Annotated in this window: 19 protein-coding genes; 6 read left to right on the top strand and 13 right to left on the bottom strand. The window is 43.9% G+C overall.

The window, feature by feature from the left end; translation table 11 throughout:
- Positions 1–67: 67 nt before the first annotated feature.
- The 9 genes from HQN88_RS15735 to HQN88_RS15695 form a co-directional block, all read right to left on the bottom strand.
- The gene (locus tag HQN88_RS15735) at positions 68–1894 is read right to left on the bottom strand and encodes an APC family permease (RefSeq protein WP_173113665.1); all 1827 of its coding nucleotides are present in this window, start codon (positions 1892–1894) and stop codon (positions 68–70) included.
- A gap of 147 nt (positions 1895–2041) precedes the next feature.
- A complete protein-coding gene (gene ade, locus HQN88_RS15730; protein ID WP_173113662.1) occupies positions 2042–3838 on the bottom strand; it encodes an adenine deaminase in 1797 nt (598 codons plus the stop codon).
- A 113-nt stretch (positions 3839–3951) separates the two neighbouring features.
- Positions 3952–4803, bottom strand: a complete 852-nt coding sequence (locus tag HQN88_RS15725; RefSeq protein ID WP_173113658.1) for a DUF3473 domain-containing protein — start codon at positions 4801–4803, stop codon at positions 3952–3954.
- Positions 4796–5461, bottom strand: coding sequence for a class I SAM-dependent methyltransferase (locus HQN88_RS15720; protein ID WP_173113655.1), 666 nt, complete (start codon positions 5459–5461; stop codon positions 4796–4798). Before HQN88_RS15720 ends, HQN88_RS15725 begins: the two co-directional genes overlap by 8 nt.
- A 42-nt stretch (positions 5462–5503) precedes the next feature.
- Positions 5504–6586: a GNAT family N-acetyltransferase gene (locus HQN88_RS15715; protein ID WP_173113652.1), complete on the bottom strand. Its 1083-nt coding sequence runs from the start codon at positions 6584–6586 to the stop codon at positions 5504–5506.
- 5 nt (positions 6587–6591) lie between these two features.
- Complete coding sequence (locus HQN88_RS15710) at positions 6592–6843, bottom strand: EamA family transporter (RefSeq protein ID WP_173113649.1); 252 nt, start codon at positions 6841–6843, stop codon at positions 6592–6594.
- A gap of 80 nt (positions 6844–6923) precedes the next feature.
- Positions 6924–7328: a DUF2304 domain-containing protein gene (locus HQN88_RS15705; protein WP_173113646.1), complete on the bottom strand. Its 405-nt coding sequence runs from the start codon at positions 7326–7328 to the stop codon at positions 6924–6926.
- 2 nt (positions 7329–7330) lie between these two features.
- Complete coding sequence (locus tag HQN88_RS15700) at positions 7331–8047, bottom strand: glycosyltransferase family 2 protein (protein ID WP_173113643.1); 717 nt, start codon at positions 8045–8047, stop codon at positions 7331–7333.
- Entirely contained in the window at positions 8023–9303 is a 1281-nt protein-coding gene (locus HQN88_RS15695; protein WP_173113640.1) for a glycosyltransferase family 39 protein, read from the bottom strand. Before HQN88_RS15695 ends, HQN88_RS15700 begins: the two co-directional genes overlap by 25 nt.
- Positions 9304–9859: 556 nt before the next feature.
- Between HQN88_RS15695 and HQN88_RS15690 the strand changes: the two genes are divergently transcribed.
- The 4 genes from HQN88_RS15690 (at position 9860) to HQN88_RS15675 (ending at position 13560) form a co-directional block, all read left to right on the top strand.
- Positions 9860–11545 (top strand): methyl-accepting chemotaxis protein, encoded by a 1686-nt coding sequence (locus tag HQN88_RS15690; protein WP_173113637.1) that lies wholly within the window; start codon positions 9860–9862, stop codon positions 11543–11545.
- A gap of 112 nt (positions 11546–11657) precedes the next feature.
- Positions 11658–11804 (top strand): hypothetical protein, encoded by a 147-nt coding sequence (locus HQN88_RS15685; protein WP_173113633.1) that lies wholly within the window; start codon positions 11658–11660, stop codon positions 11802–11804.
- Positions 11805–12081: 277 nt separating this feature from the next.
- Positions 12082–13125 carry an eCIS core domain-containing protein gene (locus HQN88_RS15680; RefSeq protein WP_173113630.1) on the top strand — a complete coding sequence of 348 codons (1044 nt, stop codon included), beginning with the start codon at positions 12082–12084 and terminating at the stop codon, positions 13123–13125.
- A 12-nt stretch (positions 13126–13137) separates the two neighbouring features.
- Entirely contained in the window at positions 13138–13560 is a 423-nt protein-coding gene (locus HQN88_RS15675) for a hypothetical protein (RefSeq protein ID WP_173113627.1), read from the top strand.
- Between the two features lie 273 nt (positions 13561–13833).
- On the opposite strand, the gene HQN88_RS15670 is transcribed toward HQN88_RS15675, so the two are convergent.
- From HQN88_RS15670 to HQN88_RS15655, 4 genes are read right to left on the bottom strand one after another with little or no spacing between them, the layout of a single operon-like run.
- Positions 13834–16419 carry a metallophosphoesterase gene (locus HQN88_RS15670; RefSeq protein ID WP_173113624.1) on the bottom strand — a complete coding sequence of 862 codons (2586 nt, stop codon included), beginning with the start codon at positions 16417–16419 and terminating at the stop codon, positions 13834–13836.
- A gap of 3 nt (positions 16420–16422) precedes the next feature.
- Positions 16423–17688: a class I SAM-dependent methyltransferase gene (locus HQN88_RS15665; RefSeq protein ID WP_173113621.1), complete on the bottom strand. Its 1266-nt coding sequence runs from the start codon at positions 17686–17688 to the stop codon at positions 16423–16425.
- 15 nt (positions 17689–17703) lie between these two features.
- Positions 17704–18930 carry an RtcB family protein gene (locus HQN88_RS15660; protein WP_173113618.1) on the bottom strand — a complete coding sequence of 409 codons (1227 nt, stop codon included), beginning with the start codon at positions 18928–18930 and terminating at the stop codon, positions 17704–17706.
- A 33-nt stretch (positions 18931–18963) separates the two neighbouring features.
- Complete coding sequence (locus HQN88_RS15655; protein WP_173113616.1) at positions 18964–19746, bottom strand: nucleotidyltransferase domain-containing protein; 783 nt, start codon at positions 19744–19746, stop codon at positions 18964–18966.
- A gap of 218 nt (positions 19747–19964) precedes the next feature.
- On the opposite strand from HQN88_RS15655, the gene HQN88_RS15650 reads away from it, so the two are divergent.
- Positions 19965–21275 carry a helix-turn-helix transcriptional regulator gene (locus HQN88_RS15650; RefSeq protein ID WP_173113613.1) on the top strand — a complete coding sequence of 437 codons (1311 nt, stop codon included), beginning with the start codon at positions 19965–19967 and terminating at the stop codon, positions 21273–21275.
- Positions 21262–22092: a WYL domain-containing protein gene (locus tag HQN88_RS15645; RefSeq protein ID WP_173113610.1), complete on the top strand. Its 831-nt coding sequence runs from the start codon at positions 21262–21264 to the stop codon at positions 22090–22092. Before HQN88_RS15650 ends, HQN88_RS15645 begins: the two co-directional genes overlap by 14 nt.
- Positions 22093–22120 lie beyond the last annotated feature (28 nt).

Genomic DNA, 22120 nt, shown 5'->3' with positions numbered 1-22120 from the left:
TGTGTGAGGGGTGTTTGGGGCGATTTAGTTCGGCGATATCGGACTAATGGATGCCGGCGCACCCGCTTTACTTTTTCAAATGATACGGCACGGTCGTCACAATCAAGTTCCGCTTATACAGCAGGAACGCCCTAATCAGCAAGCTGGATTGATTATGCAAAATATTATGCCAATTCTTCTTCGGTATAAACTGCGGGATGATCACGGTTACCCTGAAATTAGACTCCGACGCCTTATGTTCCACGGTATCAATGAATTTAGTCAGTGGATGGACAATGCTTCGATAATGGGAATGCAGCGTGACCAAACGCACATCGGGCTGCCACTTCTGCCACTTTTCCTCGAACTTTTTCTCATCGTCCCGTTCAAAAGCCACATACACCGCAATAATTTGATCCGGTGACAGTGATTTGGCGTAGTTTAACGAGTTCTCCACCACATGTGTGAAACCAGCTACAGGCACAATCATGACATTCCCCTCAATTGGGATGACAGGTTCACAAGAAGTGAGTCGCAATTGTTCAGCAATCGCATCGTAGTGCTTTTTGATTTGATGAAAAATGAAAACGATGAGCGGCAGGAAAATGAGCACACTCCACACTTGTCCGAATTTGGTGATAAAGAAGATCATCATGACGATGAAGCTCATAATTGCGCCCACCAAATTAACTGATAATTTGAGAAACCAACCTCTCGGCTTCTCCCGTATCCATTTCACCAGCATGCCTGTCTGAGCCAGTGTAAAAGGGATGAATACCCCCACGGCATAGAGCGGGATTAACTGCTCGGTCTGCCCTTTGAACACGATAATTAACAACATCGAGGTGACGGCTAAAAAGATAATCCCATTCGAATAACCCAATCTGTCGCCGCGCATCGTAAACATTCTAGCGATAAATTTATCTTTGGCCAGATTAACTGCGAGCAAAGGAAATGCGGAATAGCCCGTATTCGCGGCGAGAACAAGAATCATCGCGGTAGTACCTTGGACGATATAATACATCAGTCCTCGGCCAAATGTCACCGTCGCAATCTGAGAAACAACCGTTTCCTTCTCGGTCGGAGCAATACCGTAGTAGTAAGCCAAATAGATGATGCCAGCGAACAAAATCGCCAATAACATGCCCATGGCCATTAATGTTTTGGAAGCATTGTTCGGGGCAGGCGACTTAAAGTTCGGAATCGCATTGGATATCGCCTCAACCCCTGTTAATGCCGAGCTGCCAGAGGAGAAGGCCCTTAACAAGATGAATAAGGAAATGCCCGCAACCGGTGTCCCCAAAGGAGTATGCAAATCAGGAGAAATTTGACCTGTAAAGATCTTAAACAAGCCAATACCAATTAGGATCAATAATGCGATCACAAACAAATATACGGGATACGCCAAAATGGAGGCCGACTCCGTGATTCCGCGCAGATTGAGGATGGTGATAAACAAGACGAGTGCCAGAGCAATCGGTACGGTGTAACTATGTAAGGTTGGAAAAGCTGATGTAATCGCATCGGTACCCGCGGATATGCTAACCGCTACAGTCAAGATGTAATCGACCAATAAGGAGCCGCCCGCAAACAACCCTGCGTTCATGCCAAGGTTCTCTTTCGAGACGACATAGGCACCTCCCCCTTGCGGGTAAGCAAAGATGATTTGTCGATAGGACAAAATAAGAGCTACTAGGAGAAACAGAACACCGCAAGCGATAGGGACTGTGTACCAGAACGCCGCTGCGCTAATCGTAATCAAGACAATTAGAATCTGTTCAGGACCATAAGCTACCGAGGAGAGTGCATCTGAAGAAAGGATAGCCAACGCTTTCTTCTTATTTAACTTCTGCTCGCCTAATTCATGAGATTTCAATGGCTGGCCTATTAACAAACGCTTCAAATCAGTCAACAATGGAGTACACCACCTTGATGTGATAAGTTCGTTTCAGTTTGCCCTATTTTTTTGAAATCCATTATAAATACTGGTAACGCCATGCAGAAAAAAGAACATTAGAATAATGCTCTAATGTTCAGACAAGGTTCGAATTTTATGGATTGTTTAGATAATCTCCACATCGATCAGCTTAAACTGAGTCACATCCACCAGCCCCCGATTCGAAATGCGAATCTCGGGAATCACAGGCAGAGCAATGAGAGAAAACGTCATGAACGGTGCATTCATGGAACATCCGATGTGCTGCCATGCTTTGTCCATCTGAGCGACTTCCTTGACGACTTCAGGCAGTGTTTTCTCTGACATCAGGCCTGCGATCGTCATCTGGACTTGGGCCAGCACTTGGCCATTTTCCACAACGATCATGCCACCGCCAAGCTTCACAAGCTCATTCGCAGCGAACGCCATATCCGCTTCATCAATCCCCATCACAAGCAGATTGTGACTGTCATGGGCCACCGTAGAGGCCACCGCGCCAGACTTCACGCCAAAGCCATGGGCAAAAGCAAGTGAGATTTGACCTGTACCTCGATGCCGCTCGATACAGGCTAGGCGAACAATGTCTTGCTCGACATCCGGCAGGACGATCCCTTGCCCAATGGCGAGCTCTGCCGTCATCTTCTCGGTTCTCGCACTATTTTCGATCACGCGGATCACATTGACTTTCGTTTTCTCCTGCTCCCTAGCCGCCCTAAACTTAAAGTCCTCCGCCGTCAGCTCCCGCTTCACGTTCATCGAATTGCGAATATGGGCCGGGTACGTAAACACAGGGAATTCGACTGCTAGCTCACCTTGCTCCGCAATGACTTGCCCATCCGTAATGACCATGGAAGGCTCCATTTTCTGCAAATCTTCCATCAAGAGGATGTCTGCACATTTCCCCGGTGTGATGGATCCCACATCATGCTCCAGCTTAAAATATCGCGCCACATTAATGGTGACCATTTGGATCGCAGTGATTGGAGAAACCCCTTCTTCCATTGCGCGTCGTGCCACATGATTGAGATGCCCTTTCTCCACAAGCGTCTGCGGATTCACATCATCGGTAACGAGGGAGATATTGGACGTATTAACGCCATCCTCCGTGACGATCTTGATGACCTCTTTGACATCATGCCACGCAGATCCTTCTCGAATCATGAGATGCATCCCCATGCGAACCTTATGCAGACCTTGCTCGCGGGTTACTGTCTCATGGTCCGACGTAACACCTGATGCGAGATAAGCTTGAAGCATATGATCATCTTCACTTGGGAAATGTCCTGTCACTGTTTTCCCGCTTTGCAGCGTAGCTTCGATTTCTCCGCACATTTTGGGATCTCCGAACACAACACCTGGGAAGTTCATCACTTCACCTAGTCCCACCACATTGTCCCACTGGAGTCCCGCTTGAATATCAGCTACCTCTAAGGTAGCACCGCCATCTTCCAAATCATTCGTTGCTGGCACACAGGAAGGGAAGGTCGTGAACACTTTGAGCGGCAGAGGCTGCCCCTCTTCATGCATAAGTCTAACCCCTTCGGATCCGAACACATTCGCGATCTCATGCGGGTCCATGAAAATCCCAGTCGTCCCTTTGACGATCGCCGCTTTGGCGAATTCCGTCACGGAAAGCATCGTGCTTTCCACATGCATGTGACCATCCAGCAAACCTGGCACCATGTATTGCCCTTTCGCATCGATTACGACTGTCTTGTCCCCGATCGTATGATCAGCTCTTCCGATGAAAGCAATTCGTCCCGCTGCAATCGCGATATCCATATGGGCAATAAGTTCGCCAGAATACACATTGACTAACGTACCATTTTGAATAACAAGATCCGCAGCTTCTGCTCCCATGGCAACTTTAGCCAGTTTACGGCTGACATCCGTTAATTTATTTCTATGTGAGGTATACGTCATAGATTTCGATCTCCTTTACTCCTACATGAGCATCCATTTCAATACATAAATGTACTCCTTAATGTATGTCTGAGCAACTTCTAATCATCTCTTCTAACGGATACCCATTATATTCAATTTGTATACTGCCTTTTCAAATGCTCCGAGATTGACGTAAACGCGAATGCCTCCAACATGTTGGCAAGCTTGGCTTTGGTACCTTTGATATTGTAGTAATGAATAAAATGCTCCTTGCTGGGAAGATCCAGCTTATGTTCCCTCGTATCAATTTCGCGCGGATGCAAATAGACTATGGAGCTCTTTCCTTGACGATTGGCTGATTGAATAGCTTTTCGAATGATGAATTCAGGGAAAAACCTAAAGTAAAACCCGCCGGAATAACCCACATTCCTACCAGCAACGCGCATAACAGACATCGGAACCTCGTAGAGATTAAGTTCCCTCCCGTTCACTATCGGCTTATGGATCTCCTTCTTCGCTGTAGGAATCCCATAAAGAAACGTTTTGACAGGAAAAATACTAGCATCATACAGAAGGCCCAGCTCTTCCAGTACTTCAAGGTAATGGAGATTGCTTTCAACGATTGACCATGACGGCGCCCGATAGCCAAGAACCTTTGTACCTGTTAGATTCTCGAGAATATCCACTGATTTCTGGACATCCTCACGAAACTCTTCTCTGGTTTGCTTATAGGCTAATTCGTGAGCATACCCATGAGAGGCGACATCATGACCTTCACGCGCGATAGCCTTCACGATATCCGGGTAATCCTCCCCAATACAGCCAAGTGTGAAAAAGGTCGCTTTACACCCCGCATCGCTGCACATTTGAAGTAGGGTATCCATGTGGGCACGGAATCTAGATCCCTTCGTACGGTCTGCCGTCACCCCATCATAATTCGCGTGAAACCATTCTTCAATGTCAAAGGTGAGTAGATTCGTGATCTGTTTGGACGAATTAGACATGCTTCTTACTTCCTTTGATAGCGAATGATGTGCACAACCGATCGTGCGCTTTCCACCCTGTGCTTCCTTTTGAAACGTAGGGGAAGGGGTGATAGATCTTTAAGAACTCTATATGCTCAAATCCATGCTCTATGAATACTTTCTTCAATTCATCCATGGCGTACATGCGATCGAATTTTTTGGTTTTCTCGAACAATCGAAGCACTTTCCTCTGCCATGACTTGCGGTGCAAGGTTTCGATAAGCAGCGTCCCTCCAGGCTTCGTGACCCTGGCCAATTCCGCAATAACCGCTCGATACTGTTCGATCAGCTGAATAACACCAATACAAAGCACGAGGTCGAATTTACCCTCATCAAAATGAAGCGCCGTTAAATCATCCGACGAAGTACGAAGCCCTCTTTCTGCAGCAAAAGCAAGGCTTCTCTCCGAGAAATCTACTCCATACACCGTGTTTGTCCCTACGAGAGGCTCACTGAATGCACCTACGCCACAACCTGCATCCAAAATTTCTTTATCGCGAAGTTCCCCGAGCCAACCTAACGTATGATTGCGCTGCAGAAAGAAGCTTTCTTCATTATAGTAATCAGAGGATTGTACGGAAGCTCCATGAACCTCTGCCCTCTTGTCAAAATACTGTTTCCAGCTAAGATTAGCCATTCTCTATTTCCCCCGATTGTCATGTCACATATTGTTGGTTGGTTACGGCATTAAATACTTAATGAGTTGCTTACCTACTGGCTCTGTCACCATGTTAGGCATTCTCTTCCAGAGTTCGATGAAGAAGCGAAGCTTTTCTTTATCTGCAGGACCCGCCCCTTTATTGACGCTGCCCATGACGACATAGGTGAGCTGCTCGGCTGTTGCCCCCCATTGTTCTTTGTACTTATACGTTCCTGAACCGGTTTGTGAACGACCGAGATCAAGCTGCTTGAGCCCGCTTCTAATTCCCAATTTCACAGCTTCCCAATACATAAAGTTATTGAGATATTTGTGATTATACGCCGTCAAATTCGCTCCATAAGGATAATACAGCGTTGAATTGCCCGGACTTAGCAAGAGCAGCATTCCACCGACTACCTCACCTGTATTTACATCTAGAACGGTTTGCAGTACCGCATGATCAGGTAAATAGTCGAAGAATCTTTGGAAAAATCGGATATCCTGCGCGGGTGACCCCAACTGCTTCATACGCCGAACATAGACCTTATGAAATTGTGCAAGATTCCCTTTATCATAAGAAACCTGAAACCAGTTGTTCTTGTAGACCTTCCGGATATGGTTACGATTATTGCCAGTGGAGAGAGATAGAACCTCATCTTCGTTGGTTAATGGCAGCACGAACGTGTGGTTGGAATTGTTCAATTGACCATGATCTGTATCCAATTGCGTCAGCATCTGAGACGACTGCTTGCCTTCGCTCAGCATCGTCCCCTTCTTAAATCTCAACTCGATGTAACGAAGACGGTATTTCTCCTTCAGCTGCACCATGGCATCCATAGCACATTGCGCGGCATCCTCATTCCGGGCACACACATCTGTATAATTGACAAAAGGGAGCGAAACACCAACCCGCTTGAGTCCTAAGTTGCGACCACTTGTTAATGGAATTAACGCGCAAATCTGGCCACTTTGATCAACCACAGCATGATACAAGCATTGATAGCCAAACGTCTCGAGCAGAATCTGTCTAAATGACAACGTATGAAAAATGGTCCCTTGAGACCATGCCAACCTGTCCCAGTCTTCCTTCATGTCTTCGGTATAGGGCAAACAACGATACATGCAGACTATCCTCTCAACCATAAAATAACACCAATCATAATAAACACACATCCCGCCCACTTCATGGCGCTAATTTGTTCATGGAAAATCATAATCGAGACGAGAATCATAAAAATATATTGAATACTCGACACGAATGTCACATAGCTTAGGTCAAATTGGGACAGGCAATAAATCCAGATGAAAGCCGCCAGCGCATAAAAAGCAAAACCGGTTATAATCAACGGTGTCGTCATGTAACCTATCGCGATAGCCATAATTCCGCCCTCGAAATTGACAGCTCGACCACCAATTTTAAGCAGGGTACTGGCCACAACGGTCATGAGTACACTGGCAACTAGCATGATATATTTGATGATTTTTCCTCCTCAACGCTTTTCTTCTCAAGTTCTTCTAGCCTTAGCTTCGTCAATCCAAGTTCCTGCGTAAGCGCTTTGTTATGTAATTTTAAACCTGAGATACTTATACTCGTATTCAACAAGAGCAGATAGGCAGATGCGATTAGAATGGCAAAAAATGCAGATGGCGCATAGTCGATACCAAGTAATTTAGAGAACCACTCCATCAAATCCGTGAACATGGACATAATCAACGTAAATATGCCAATCACAAACCATACAAGTGCATATTTCTCCCGAAGTCTTCTAGCCCTCACCATCATAAATACGGTACTCATTAGAATTAAACTGAAGACGACACCCATTAATTGCACACTATACAGATGATGTTCACTCGTTAGCATTCCTACCACCTCGTCCTTGTCCTTGTAAAAGAGAATAAGATCGACATAATCACCTTCGTCATATAATAGGGACTTTGCATCGGGGTTATGGAAGAGACACCATGTTCACGTTCTCTCATTTCAACACCGATTTCCCCAATGCGTAGTCCATGTTTGCTAATTAAAATAATGGCGTCTGGTTCAGGGTAATCGTCTGGATAAAATTGGCTTAACAGCTCTATACTCTTGCGATTATACATACGAAACCCTGATGTCCCATCCGTAATCTTCGTTTGGATTAATAAGCGAAATAAATAATAGAACACTTTAATGCCCAGGCGCCTTGTCCACGTCGTTTGGAATGATTTAATATCTAGAAACCTAGAGCCAATGACCATATCAGATTCCGTCTGCATCATATAGGCGAATAGCTTATTTACCTCGCTGGGAAGATGCTGACCATCACCGTCAATTTGCACCATATACGAATAACCATTCTTCTCGGCATATTTGAAGCCCGTTTGCACCGCCCCGCCTATCCCTAGATTATAGGAGAGGTCCACAACTTTGACGCCATCTCCTGCTTGCTTGGCTATCGCCGATGTGTTGTCCTTCGAGCAATCGTTAATAACGAGAATATCGTAGTTAGGAAGATTCTCACGTACATCCCTGATTACTTTTAGTATATTGTTCTGCTCATTGTAGGCCGGGATGACTATGAGTGCTTGTTTCTGTTCCATTGAAGCAACTTCCCCTCTAATTGGTTAATGAACAATAGCATGATGCGGATCCATCTTTCCACACCATATCCACAGATGATACAAATAAAAGGTAGGGCAGGCAGCTTATAGCGATACATACTATCCATGAACAACACCATACAGAATAGGAATATCGACACAATCACTAACCATACAATCGATGTTTTTCTGAATATGTTGTTCCTCATGGCAGCGTAAGTTCCCAATAGAAATAGAAGCGTGGGGATGATATCCTTGAACAATTTAATAACCCCTGCCACACTCCGAACATCTGTCTTCCATACCCACCAGCCGATGAATGCAAGCGCTCTCCTTCCATATAAAACCAGCACATGATCCCAATTATGAATAAGGAAGCTTAGGATCAAGCTGCCTAAGATATCAATGCGATAATCAGGACGATAAAAATAGTCATAATCTGAGGGGTTGTCATAAATCCACCCTTTGGCATAAATATTGTATAGGACTAACTTCGCATTATATTGTAGAGATGTCAGAAGTGGATTGAATTTGTCGGCCCCTAGAAGCAAACCACCTGCTATGAAAACAAGTAGTAATGCGCATATAAATTTATATCTATGCCTTTTGAGGAAATTGATCGGTTGTTCTCGTTTAACATTCAGTACAAGGTAGATGAAAATAAATACAAGCGTCAGAACACCCGTTGGACGGAATACCAGCATGAGAAGCGAAGACACGAGGAATAACGAACCTATGACTTTATTGTTATTCTCAAGCGTTTTAAAAAGAAGGAACACATTCAGCAGGACTAAATTCATAAATAAACTATCTGAAAGAATGTACATTGACCACACCGTAATGTGCCAGGAAGTTGCATAGAAATACGAGGCTACAATTGCAGTAATTCGGTTGAATAAGCGAAGCGTGATGAAATACACCAGGATCACACACGATGCAGTTGTTACTGCTTGTATAAAAACAACGGTATGTTCATCCTTAAACACACCTATTAATATGGCGAGAACGAGGTTATAACCCATATAGAGAAGATCGTTCATATGTAAACCAATCTTGAAATCTGTTAACAAGGAGTGGGCGTAATTCAGGTACCACTGCGAATCTTCCGATTTCGGAAGCCCCTTCTCCGAGTGCAGGATAAAGAAAAAGTACTCTAATTTCCTCTTTAGTGAAAGCACGACAAGGGGGAGCATATATATCCATTCGTAATCCTTGTATCGCTGGTAGATTTGATTAATTCGGTCGATAAGATACACTCTGCTAACAACTCCATATCTGTAAAAATAATTGTGAACGAATTGTAAAAAAAGTGTGATGTAAATGTGAAAACAACTTAGAATTTTCGACATCCCTTGATAAATTCCTGCTTCTTTTGAACTATTTTACAAACTATTTATTTGAGTTAAGTAGAAGGTGGTTTTCTGAGACATTTCTTATCATTGGACGGTCAAAAAGAAACCGAAAAACCCCTCTCACAAGGGGTTCTCCATCCTACCTATTCATTTTATTATTTTAATTACTGCAGCTGAATTGTTTGCGCTGTTTAGTATTAAATCTCTTGTTTCAATATTTAAAAAAACTCTAACCTGTTCTCCGTCACAACCGTTAACCTCATAAAACACGCCATTTGTATAACCAGCAATCCATGAACCAACATGGTATTTGTGAATATTTTCTATTTTGTAATATATAGGAAATAACATTACTATTAGCCGAAAAAGCACATATAATTGCCGATTATCGTAAAGACGCTCGAAATAATAGATGCTAATCTACTACTAATAAGCATCCACAGCTTGAGGAGTGAAAGCAATGAATAATTGGAAGCATCTTTCGATTCGGACGAAGCTGGTCGTTTCGTTCATCATCATTATTTTATTGACAGCGGTTGCAAGTTTCTTTCAATACGAGCAGTTCTCCGGCTATATTCGTCAATATAACAGCTTGCTCATGGATGTTGCCGCAGCGAATGCCATTAACGGACAATTGAAAAATGAGCTGGATTCAGAAATGAGAGATATCCTTTATGCTAAGAAAACGTTTAAGCAAGGCAAACAATTCGAACTGTTGGATACGATGGATAAGGGGATTATCACATTAAAAAGCAAAGAACAGGATCCTAAAGTAACGGAGCAGATTCATGTCGTTGCCAATACAATGAGTTCACTCCGAGATAAGGTTGAAAGTCTAGACAAAGCTATCAAAGTAGAGGATAAACAGATTGTGTTTGACATCATTATGGATACGACGCAGATCGTACAGGATGAAGTCGGAGAGCTGATTCGCTTGAAGCTGATTGCCAGCAGTCAGTTGCAAACGAAGATTGTGTACCAGTTCTCGCGCGATATGCTATGGAGCCTAGCTATGTATGTCCTCGTTTTAGTTGTATCCATTGGACTGATTATGGCGCTTAATCGAATTGTCATTCGTCCAATTGAACAACTCAGCAGGCGCGCATCCGCTATCGCACTCGGTAATCTGAATGGCTCTCGTCTTCTTGTCTCTAGTCGTGATGAGATCGGAGACCTTTGCAATTCGTTTAACCGAATGACTGAAAATTTATTAGCGTTGATCGGCACCGTGCGGCATATGAATGCGAAAGTACAGACTTCTTCCAGCAACATTAATCGTGCAATGGAGGAGAATCGAGATGCCAGCTCAGAGATTGCTGAAGGGGCATTATCCATTACGGAGGCAGCACAGTATCAAACCAAATCGATTGAAACGGCAGCGACCGAGGTGGAAAATGTGATGCATGCTTTTCACGATATTCGCGGTAAGCAGGAGATTATCTACGGTCATGCCGAACTTTCCTTAGAACTTGCTCGTAAAGGAGACGAACATATTGCTGTATTCATGGATCAATACGTTCAGATCGCTGGAGGTATGAAGAAGGTTGATTATGATACGGACAGCTTGCATGCTTTATTTAAACAACTGAACAGCACGATGAAACAGCTGCGAGAGATTGCAGCCCAAACGAATATTTTGTCCATTAATGCGAGTATTGAAGCTGCTCGGTCCGGTGAGGCAGGTCGCGGTTTTGCAGTTGTCGCCCAGAAGGTAAAAGAACTAGCTCAAAGATCGAAGGAGCTTGCACAGGAATCAGAATTTCAGACAGGCAATGTGCAAGATCGGATTGAGTTTATTCGTTTGCAGATGAAGCAGGGACTGGAAGATTTGGAACGAGGAAATAGGAGTGCACAGCAGGCTAAAATAACATTCACAGCCATTCACAATGTGAATATGGACATTCATAGTGAGCTTGGTGCCATCAGTATCCAAATCCATGACGCCGATGCCAACATTAAGCAGCTAGGTGAGGAAATGGCTGGAGTTAAGGTACGTTCTGAGCAAATTAGTTTCGAAGTAGAGCAAGTTTCTGCAATGGGCCAGCAGCAGCTATCCTCTTTTGATGAGGTTACGGTATCCTCGAGGCGTCTAACGGAGGAAGCCCGAGAACTGCATGAGGGATTACAGTCGTTTCGAACCGAATGATTGCGCCGAATAATAGCGTCATGTTGTGCGACTCCTGCCTTTTATGTATTGTTTATTCACAAAAAAATGCTACACTATAGATCGTAATACTAATATTACAGGAGGCGTAAGGATGAAAAATGAACAAGTAAAGCCGATGTATTACGATGGAAGCGGTACGATTCAATTGTCACAGACAACGGCAAAATCCAAGGATATCATTATTAAACCCGTAGGTGTGATAACCGAGCACGTTCAGATTCCTTACTTTCCTTACTGATAGAGATTTTACTTTGAACCCTCCACTATCGTTTTTATCCATCTAACTAATAGAAAGGCCGTCCCCATATTTTACCTCATGGGACGGTCCTTTTGTTGTTCTCCGTCAAATTTGATGTGCATCTGGAAGTTCACCAGCAACCTCTTTGTACATCCGGAGAAATAAACACAACTTTAGAACTGTTGTCCAATGGTAACTTTTACCTTAAAATAAATAAGGAAACTAAACGGAATTTGTTGAAAGTTAGGTCATTTACTTAGGGCGGTGAATTTTATTCATGAGTTATCACTCACATGTGAAAAATAATCAATCGTCAGAACAACACGATAAACATAACGCTTCCAACAGCTCTGCAAAACAGACTGGAACAGCGGATCGCATGTCCTCTTTTTCCACTTCACATATCGCACAACTACAGAGAACCATCGGAAATCGCGCCGTCGCTCAATTGTTTAGATCCCAATCTCCAACACCAACACCTTCTGAGAAGCCTATTCAGACTAAAAAGAATAACACGGGCATGCCCGATAATTTGAAATCGGGTGTTGAAAATCTGTCCGGGCTATCCATGGATTCCGTTAAAGTGCATTACAATTCCGATAAACCTGCTCAGTTGCAAGCCTTAGCTTATGCGCAAGGAAATGACATTCATGTAGGTCCTGGTCAAGAGCAGCATTTACCGCACGAAGCTTGGCATGTCGTCCAACAGCGTCAAGGCAGAGTAGCACCCACGCAACAAGCTGGTGGGGTCGCTATTAATGATGATCATGGATTAGAATCCGAAGCCGATCATATGGGAGCGAAAGCATCTGATTTAGGCGGCGAACGTATGCAAATGAAGAGATCGGACAACGATAGTTTAGTAAGTGGAGAGGCATCTAGCTCTTCGGATACGATTCAAAAGGTGGCTGCCACTCTGTACGACGGATTGGATGCCAATGATCCAAGCACGTATGATTCTGGTGGTGGACATTCCTACGCCGATCACGGGGCGCATACAACGGAAGAACAGCAACGTGAACGATTGAAAAGCGGTACCGCGCCTTCCGGTCGGGTGAGTAAAGTGCCAACGGGCAAAGCTGCTTCGAAATTCGTATCGGATGATAAGCACAAGGCAGCTTTCACCAGTGCATACAGTACTTTGGTGTCCAAAAATGCGCCGAAGCAAAAACTCGTCGGCATGGGTACCATAATCAGCGTGCCAGGTGCAGGGGTCGGCTATCTCCGTGATGGTACAGAGGTCACTTGCGATCAGGTTCAATTAGATATTCAGCCAGACAATGGCAAATTGAAAATCAATACAATGTTTCCAGTAAGCTAGGAGGATGAGGGCATGGGTTCATCTGAACGGAACGATTTGAGTCATCTCTTGGATGAGCTGGCTACAGCATTATCTGCTGACGGGTCGCAGACGATTAATAAGCAAGCCTTGGCGGAGCACATAGCGGAAAATGAGCTTGAAGAAGCAGGAGCTGCTCCTTTTTGGCTAATCGATCTCCTCACCGCGGTGAACGATCGAAAGGTCACCGGTCATTGGGTTGACTTCAAGCGGGGAGCGGGCGATGACACGCATGTCTTCGACTTCATCCGGCACCTGCATGACGTGCTTCCTATTGAGTACGTGAACAACGAGGAAAGCTGGTTGTTAACCTTTCCGCAGCTCCAGCTGGAAGCTTGCATTTCGTTGGAGGGTTCCTGCTACAAGGTGAGCGGCATCGGCGATACGTGGGAATTAGAGGATGCGTTGAGTGAGTAAAAGCAGTCTCCGAAGTAGGTAGGTTACTACTTGGGGACTGCTTTTTTCTTTCGATAGGTAGTCGAAAGGGAACGAGAATACGCTATTTGGATGAAAATAGCCATTTCTAACGGCGAAAGGGAACGTGAGTGCGCTATTCAGCTGATTCCCGCTAATTCTAGCGGTATTTAGGCGAATAGCGCACCGACGTTCCCCTCGTTGTCTTTTCTTGAGCAATTCGCCGAAATAGGGGATCCTGGTTCCCTTGCTTCATGAAATGCAACTTACTACAGCTTACAAGCGTGGATCTATCTCTTTTTCCTTGGCGACTTCGAATAGCAAACTTGCAGCAATCTCCTTAAATTGCTCATTGTCTGGCTGAATGTCGTTAAACTTAATTTGAAGCATTTTCGTTCCTAAACGATGTTCATTCATAGAAGTTCGCAACTTAGAGTTAATACTCTTTTGCTTCAATAACTTCTTATACTTATGTGGGAAACGATAGTCATAGCCATAAATAATGGATAAATAGTCCCTATTTCGAACCTTCATATGAGGAACTACATGTTTCTCCACGACCTCGGGCTTAATGACAACACCCTCCATATGATTGTCTACTGTTAATTTCGAGAAGAATTCTTCTGCCTGTTGGAAGCATTCCGGATCGTTTAAATCTAACAAGATACATTCGTCCTCTGAAACAAAACGGTACTCATCTGAAGTATGCCAATTAGGAATCTCTTCATTGCCATTTTGATAAATCACTTTCAACAAAGCGAACGGTTTATAAACCAATTCTGCATCATCTGCATATATCTCCAGCTGTTTCTTATAGGTTTGATAGGCTTTCACATGCTCGTCTAATGGCACATACTTCTCTAAATTCTCATGAACGTACTTATAATTTGAATACAAGTGAGATCCATATTTATCACTTAGCACCGTTTTAGAAATATGAAATTGATCCTGCTCAAATCCACTTGCTTCATATTCATGTACTAACTTATCAAACGCTCCTTCAAAGCCATTTTGCCTTAAGAACGCAAATTCGCTTTCTAATGCTTTCTCGATTGGTTTGAACTGCTTTTGAATCAACCCATCTCCAATGGCTTTCCAGGGAAGAAGCTCACCATCCAAAATAAGCATGCTAACTTGATTTTGCTCCATAAAACCACTGAACTTTTTTAACAACCGCTCGTATATTTCCGTCAATTCAATTTGATTGATTTTGTACCCGTTGCGGCTTACTGCAAAGCACAGTTCAATATCCTTGTTTAAATATAAATTACAGCGAGAGCCCATATACTTAGGTTGCAAGACAACATTCTTAACTCCACGTTCTGCAAAATATTGCAACCCCCGCTGCAAGGATTCTAGCTCCCGTGTCGTTTCGTCCTTATCCGCGGGCGACATTGTTCCGGAAATAAAATTAATTTTATGTTGGGAGACATAGCGTAATCTGCGAACTTCTTCATCCGCCAAATCTTGAACTGATACTTTTCTCTCTTCCTGAAATATGGTTTTCAGTTCCTCGATAAGTACAGCTCTACTCGACTTATGCGATTTAATAAAAGGCTTATAAGTGATGTTAACGGATGTTAAAACATTGCCCTGAACGCATCCCGTGTCGATATGAATTTTGTTTTTAATTCGAAAAGCATTCTTAGCTGCAATATGTCCGAAAACATGATAGGGGTGATTCTTTACGGCTTCATCTTTGAGAAATCCAAGTTGATCCTCATAGGTTGCTTCACGGTCTATACGAAAGCTCCGCTGATGCTTAACTGAGTTGGAATCCATTTTGCCAATATACTTGTTTCTACATGGGGCATGTGTGATGTAATAAGAAGGGCCGTTTCCTCCAATAAACCTATAAAAAGGCTGGGAGATCGCAATCAGTTCATTAAATTTCATTAGTAGTTCGGAATCCTGCGTAAGAATTTGTGTAGAGTCAAAGTATGACCGAAGTAACTCTTGATCGACGCCAGCGATTTCCCCACGCAAGTATTTATACACGAAGTTCTCATGATTCCCGATGATAAACAAAAAGTGCTCTTGATTTTCATATAAGAAATCAATAATTACTTTCGTCTGCTTCCCTTTATCAATCCAATCGCCAACTAGAATAACTTTTGTATTCTTTACCTTGTCAGTGACGATGAGTTTATTCGTTTCTATTTTGTAACCATAATCCAGCAGAAGGCCCTTAAGCTCTTCTAGGCACTCATGTACATCACCAATGATGATATACTTATCATCTTGTGGAAGGATCTTCGTTAAGTACTCACTATAATCCAGAATAGTGATTTTGTAAGAAGCATTAGCCTTGCAATCCGTCACACTGTAGAAATCCTTGTATCGAACTTTATGAATTCTAGTATAGCCTTCCTTTGATAACGAGCCGAGTACCTCTTTTTTCAAGCGGGTAATATGATTGGTAATTAGCTTTTTTGAGCGGTCTGAAGCATAGTAATCCTCACGTTTACGATAGTCGAACAGGATGACCTCAAGGTTATAGTTGTTTTGATGTGCAATCTCACGTACCTTTTCCCGAAATTCCTCCGCTAAGCCTGTTGTGTCCACAATGACGAATTCCGCATTAATGGGAAAGGAGGTTGCCATTTTCAACCGCTCAAATAAAAGATGGAATGCCTGTTCACTCGCCTCGAGCATGATTTGCTCGTATTTGTCATATTCTTGACCCAGCACCTCCTGGCGAATGCTGTCTGACGATAGATACTGCACATTGGATTTATAATTTTTCGTTGCGTCCTCATATTTAAGTTGAGGGATTAGGACTTCCTTTGCAAACGTCGTCTTACCACACTCTGTTGACCCAATCATCATAAAGATCGTATGAATTTTAGTCTGGATTTCCACGTGTTATCCCTCCCTCCTCTTCAAAATAACGCCTTGTGTAGTCTGGATGTTGTTAACACCGTCTCCGATGGTTACAAACTCGCTTTCAAACTCTCTCCCAAGCGCTATGGTCATAAACCACTCTTTGAATGCATGCTGACCCATTTCCCATTTGTGATCGTCATGTCTAAAACCATCTAGTTCATAAAATTGATTAAAGTCGGAATTCGGGGTAGTAATAACAAAATGATCAAAAGTCACATGCTCACATATGTGTTCGATAAGCACTCGTGCCTCTTCCTTGCTCATATGCTCGATAACTTCCGTTAGAATCACATCGACTTGTTCTCCGTTATATGTCTCTAGGAAATGATCAATAGAGCGATACGTAATTATATTATCAATTTCTTTCGATTTGGCTTTACGGTTCACCACTTCGAGTAGCTCTTCGTTAATATCAATGGCATAATAACAATCCTCAATTTTTGAGGCATAGGAAATAGCGTAGTATCCCTCTCCGCAACCAATATCTAGAATTGCTTTATTAAATGGTAACGTTCTTGCGATATAGTTTCTCCGTTGCAGTGCCGTACCACCAAAATCAAACTGAATATCATACCGACTTGTATTCTCTAGTTCATTTTTATACTTTTTGAACCGATCCTTAGAAGGGAGGAAGTTTCTCACAAACAGGCTTCGAATGTAGAATGGCGCATCAATGATTTGAATACTTTTAATATATTTATCCAGAATACTATCAGAGATATCGATATATTCGTTGCCGAACATGGACAAAAATAAACAAAGTACGCTAACAACATGCAGCAGCTGATTGAGACTTTTCTGTGTTGTAATCGTTAGCTCATAGCTTTTATGAGCTTGATGCGTGATTTCAAACGTGAATCCTTTAAGATGCTTTTCAAAGAACTCAATGTACCGCACCATTTCAATATGAATCATATTGACAAAAAACGTATGCTCATACCCATCAATATCTTGCTCATGCTGCACTTTTAAAGGTGTTGAGAAGAACTCATTGATTGCATTCAGTGGAAAAAGTGGCGTATTGTAACGGGATACATTTAAATATTCGAAATCGTCCTTCTCATGCTGCTTATAGGAAATTTCATTATCTGCGTCCTTGAAATAAACATTGTAGGTGGCATCATTGGTATACCAACCATAGGCCAATCCTTTTCGAATGGACCTAAGCATGATGCCAGAATTCGGGTTTTTCTTTATTAAAAAAGAGAACTTGGGATTCGTAGATTTCACTTGAACAATTGCCATAGTATTCTTCCCCTCTTAATCCTTATACGGATCAAACTCATCCGCCCCAGCCATACAAACGCCGATTGGCCTCAACACGTGCAGAACCTCAATCGTCTCCTCATGCGCATGGAGCACATCTGCCAGCTTCCGATAGACAAAAGGACTCTCGTCCGTTCCCGCTCCACGAAGCTCAACGCCGTAATCTTTGACCGCCTTCATCATGCGGTCTGGTGAAATTTGACCGCCACTTCGAGTGCGGTTTCTCCAGTTCATTTTGCCTGCCGCTTGCGTCCGACTCATTACCCTGCCGGCGCCATGCACCGTGCTGTAGTAAGCATCTCGATTCTCATCGGTCTCTTTCCCTCTGACGATCACGGAGATATCGCACATGCTCCCCCCGATAAAGCCTAGTTGTCCCGGGGCAGAAGGCGTAGCCCCTTTCCGAACTACTACTGCTCCCTTACCATTATGGACCTCTTTCCATGCAAAATTATGATGATTATGCACCGCGAAATCTGCTTCTGCTCCTAAAATAGCCAACACTTGCTCCATCACATAATCTCGCCCCGCATAGGCATACCGCCCTGCCAGCTTCATGGCCCTGAAGTACATGTCTCCCAGTTCGCTCGACAAATCCAGCAGAATCGGCGGTTGATCCATCTTTTCACCGGGTGCGTTGCCCAGAAAGTCGCGGCCAGCCGTCAGATTGATGAAGCCGCTCGCTGTCTTATGACCGAACCCGCGGCTGCCAAAGTGATTAGCCACCCACACTCGGCCTGTGCTCACTTCCTCAAACACATCCACAAAATGATTCCCGCTGCCTACGGTTCCAAGCTGATCACGAGCAAGTGCCTTTAACTTGTCGTGCTCTTGTTTACCGATTGCTTTATATACATCCCAATCCTGGTCGTCAAACAAATCATGATCAACCTTCTCATTATTTACCCGTCCGATACCGAAGGAAATTTTCCGAGCAATTTGATCCATTATCCCTGCCATGCGAGGCTTTATATCCCCAACCATTAGATTGGTTCTTACCGCTTTGTTTCCACAAGCAATATCATAGCCAACGCCTGATGGCGATAATTGACCGTCGTATACGACAACTCCGCCTATCGGCTGGCTGTACCCTTTATGATGATCTGCCATGAGGAGCGTTTGAACGACTCTTCCTGTTTCTGAACATGTTTTTGCTTGTGACAAAGCGCCTTCATCGGGTTGCCCCCAGACGCGTACGCCGTTAATATTTTGATAAGCCATGCTGTTCAGCTCCTGTAAGTGAAATTGTAACCCTTATCCCCATACTTCCTTCAATGCCGAACGAAATAACTCGTCTAGCTGCCGATCCTGACCACCTTCACCAACCTGCATGGTAGGCGCCATTTGATCATAGTAGGCAATTCTCTCTTCCAAAAACTCATTAATCGGATTGATTCTTGGCTCATAATCCATTTCGTCACCGGCTATTTTACGAGCAAGCAGTTCTTGAATAGCTGCCTTCAGCGGACTGCCCTCTGGTACTAAACGATCGACAAGATCTTGAAACGCGATAGGCGGCATCGTGTTCTTTCGCTCAATCCATTCACAGGCCAAGATCGGGCGCAGGACATAGAAATACTTTTTAATTTTGACATGATCACCCTGCAAGTATTCCCGGTAATTCCCCTTTGCCATGTGCAAATAGTGGTGCATACAGGATTTTGGCGAAAACGTGAGTGGCGAAATGCGACGGATTTGATCGGCCACCGTGAAATTCTCCAGATACGGTATGGGCGACTGTAACCACTCGAGTAAAGGCGGATTCGATTTACGAAATAAATTCAAAGCCTTCCTCAGATCCCAGCCATTGATATCCAACATATCGCTGATCGGTCGCTCGATGACATCGCGTTTTTCATTAATCGAAAGGTACCACTCCACCGGTCTGATATATATAAATCTTACGTCATAATCGCTATCTTTGGACGGGAAGCCCCATGCTCGACTGCCTGATTCACAAGCATACAGGATGCGAACGCCTTCTTCCTTCTCGATCCGTTTCAATTCTTCTAGGATTTGTTGATGAACATCGGACATATGACTTCCTCCTTGGGTACATGTATGTATTCAATTATCGATTGTTATTTCCTTCCAATTGCAAAAATTATCGCGTCGGCCTTATATACCTATCTTCGCTCATTTCTATCCCTTCGAACATGGCAAAAGTATTACGACAACAGAGAAAGTTTACCATTTCGCCCAATTCCATCCCCTGTTACAATGGATATATGATGTAGATTGAACGGAGGAATAGGGTGGCTAAGGAAAGCTTTGACAAGGAAATCCAGTTTCTACGCATGCTGGTGCTGACGAGTGGTGCCTACAACAGACAGCAGTTCTCAGAGAGACTCGGCATATCTATCCATACTTTTGACAAGACCATTCGACGGTTAAAAGAAATCGTAAGCTCCACGTATCAGCACTTACCGCAGGAGGAGCGCAAGGAGTTCGCCGAAACAATTCGCTTCAGCTATTACGAATCCACCGATCCGATGCTGCTGTTCTTATTCCGAGCCAAATCCCTGAAGGAATCGGAATCTCAGAGAATCTCGCTGCTTATAGCCGCGATGAACGAACAAGCTTTGACAGCTATGGAGCTGTTAGACATCTGTTGCACCAGTCAATCTTCCGATCTATCCTTGCCCGATGAGAAGACGATTCGTTCTGATCTTAAGTATTTGGAAGAAGTTGCTGTCATTTCAAGGCAAGCAGGTGCTCGCCCCTATCGCTACCGCATCCAAAACGATTTGATCCACGGACTATCGAACGAGGAACTTTATGATCTCTATGATTTCGTAGATGTCATGGCGAACACGCAGGTCCCTTCTGTTCAAGGCTATTTGCTGCGCGATGGCTTGAAGAAGCATTTGACTCGCCAACATGCTGAGAGGCACGCCATTGAGCCTTTTTTATATAAATATCACTATTATTCACGCATCTTAGATGAGGCCCATTTGTTCACGATCCTGAGTGCAATCCGCAACCGTCGTAAGGTTCGATTCTTATATTTTTCACCAAAGTCCGAAAAAAGCTACGCCTCTAAGAACACCAACCCGCTATTTGAGCGGGATACAAACGGAAAAGTGGAGAAAACACTTCCCTTAAAGGTCATCTACGATCATCAATACGGGCGATGGTATCTTCTTGCAAACGGCAGAGAAGGGATTCGGAAATATCGGTTGGAAGGGATCACGCAGATCGAAGAAGATGAATTCGTGGAAGAAGATGTTTTTGATAATCGATCAGCTGAGCTTCAGGAGAAAATTCGCAATAGCTGGCTGATTGACACGGGGCAGCCTGTCACGGTTCGTGCCCGGTTTTATAATCCAGAAGGCTCTGCACCTAACTTTGTTAAGGAGCGTGTTATGCTGCAAGGGCAATGGGGGCAAATTGTGCAGGAAGAGGAGCATTCTTTTATCTATGAGATTCTCGTTAACGGGACGACTGAAATTAAGCCATGGCTGCGCAGCTTCGGGTCTAGCTGTGAAATTCTCGAGCCGACTCAGTTCCGCAGGGAAATGATTGCCGAATGGAAGGAGATTCAGGCTTATTATGAATCTGTTTGAGAAGATTTTTAATTACCAAATTATTTCCCGATTAGAGGATTCGGGTACGTTCATGGTTACTTCACACGAGCGGTCGTGGCTCAAAACAATGCTTGGGCATCCTGCGGCGGATGAGGCTTTCACTCCAGAAACGTTGGATAAACTACGCGCGATCCTCGCACAAGATCAGGTCATGGACGTCTCGGACCATCTCATTGAGAAGGCCCGTAGCAGGGAGAAACAGGTTTATCACCCGCTTCTGCGGTTGTTACGCAGGCTTATAACGGAGAGGAGCGGCATACGCTTAAACTACGAGATTAAGAACGGACGTATTCAGTCCGACCAAACCGGACTGCCTTATAAATTAGAATATTCCATGGTCAAAAGGGAATGGTACCTGCTATGGTTTGATTTTCGGCATCACATGTTCATGCGTACGAAATTAGATAAGATTATAAATGTCACTGCTGAGACATTGAAAACAAAGGATGCAGAGACCATTCAGGTGAAAATCAAGATGGCTCTAGACGCACGGAAAGGCGAAGCCGTCCTGGAAGTGGTTCGTGATTACAATAGAGAGCTTTCACGTATTCTATATGCCCTCTCCAGCTTTGAAAAAGACGTTGCCTATGATACAGAGAATGATGTCTATAGCGTCAAGGTAACTATTCTTGGCGACGAAACGGAGTATCTGCTTTCCAAGGTCCGTTTTCTGGGTAAACGCGTTCGAGTTATTGAGGGAGATTTTTTGAAAAGACGCATGCTGGAGTCGGCGACAAAGGCTTTGGCGCGTTACGGAGTTAGTTCGGTTGATGAGGACAAGGAGGGAGCTATATAAAACCTACGGCTGACTCGGAAAACGGTCA

Origin of the sequence: Paenibacillus qinlingensis (genome assembly GCF_013204845.1) — a bacterium.
Lineage (GTDB): Bacteria > Bacillota > Bacilli > Paenibacillales > NBRC-103111 > Paenibacillus_E > Paenibacillus_E qinlingensis.
Note: the sequence above shows the minus strand (reverse complement) of the source record. Positions and strands in the feature narration are given on the sequence as shown.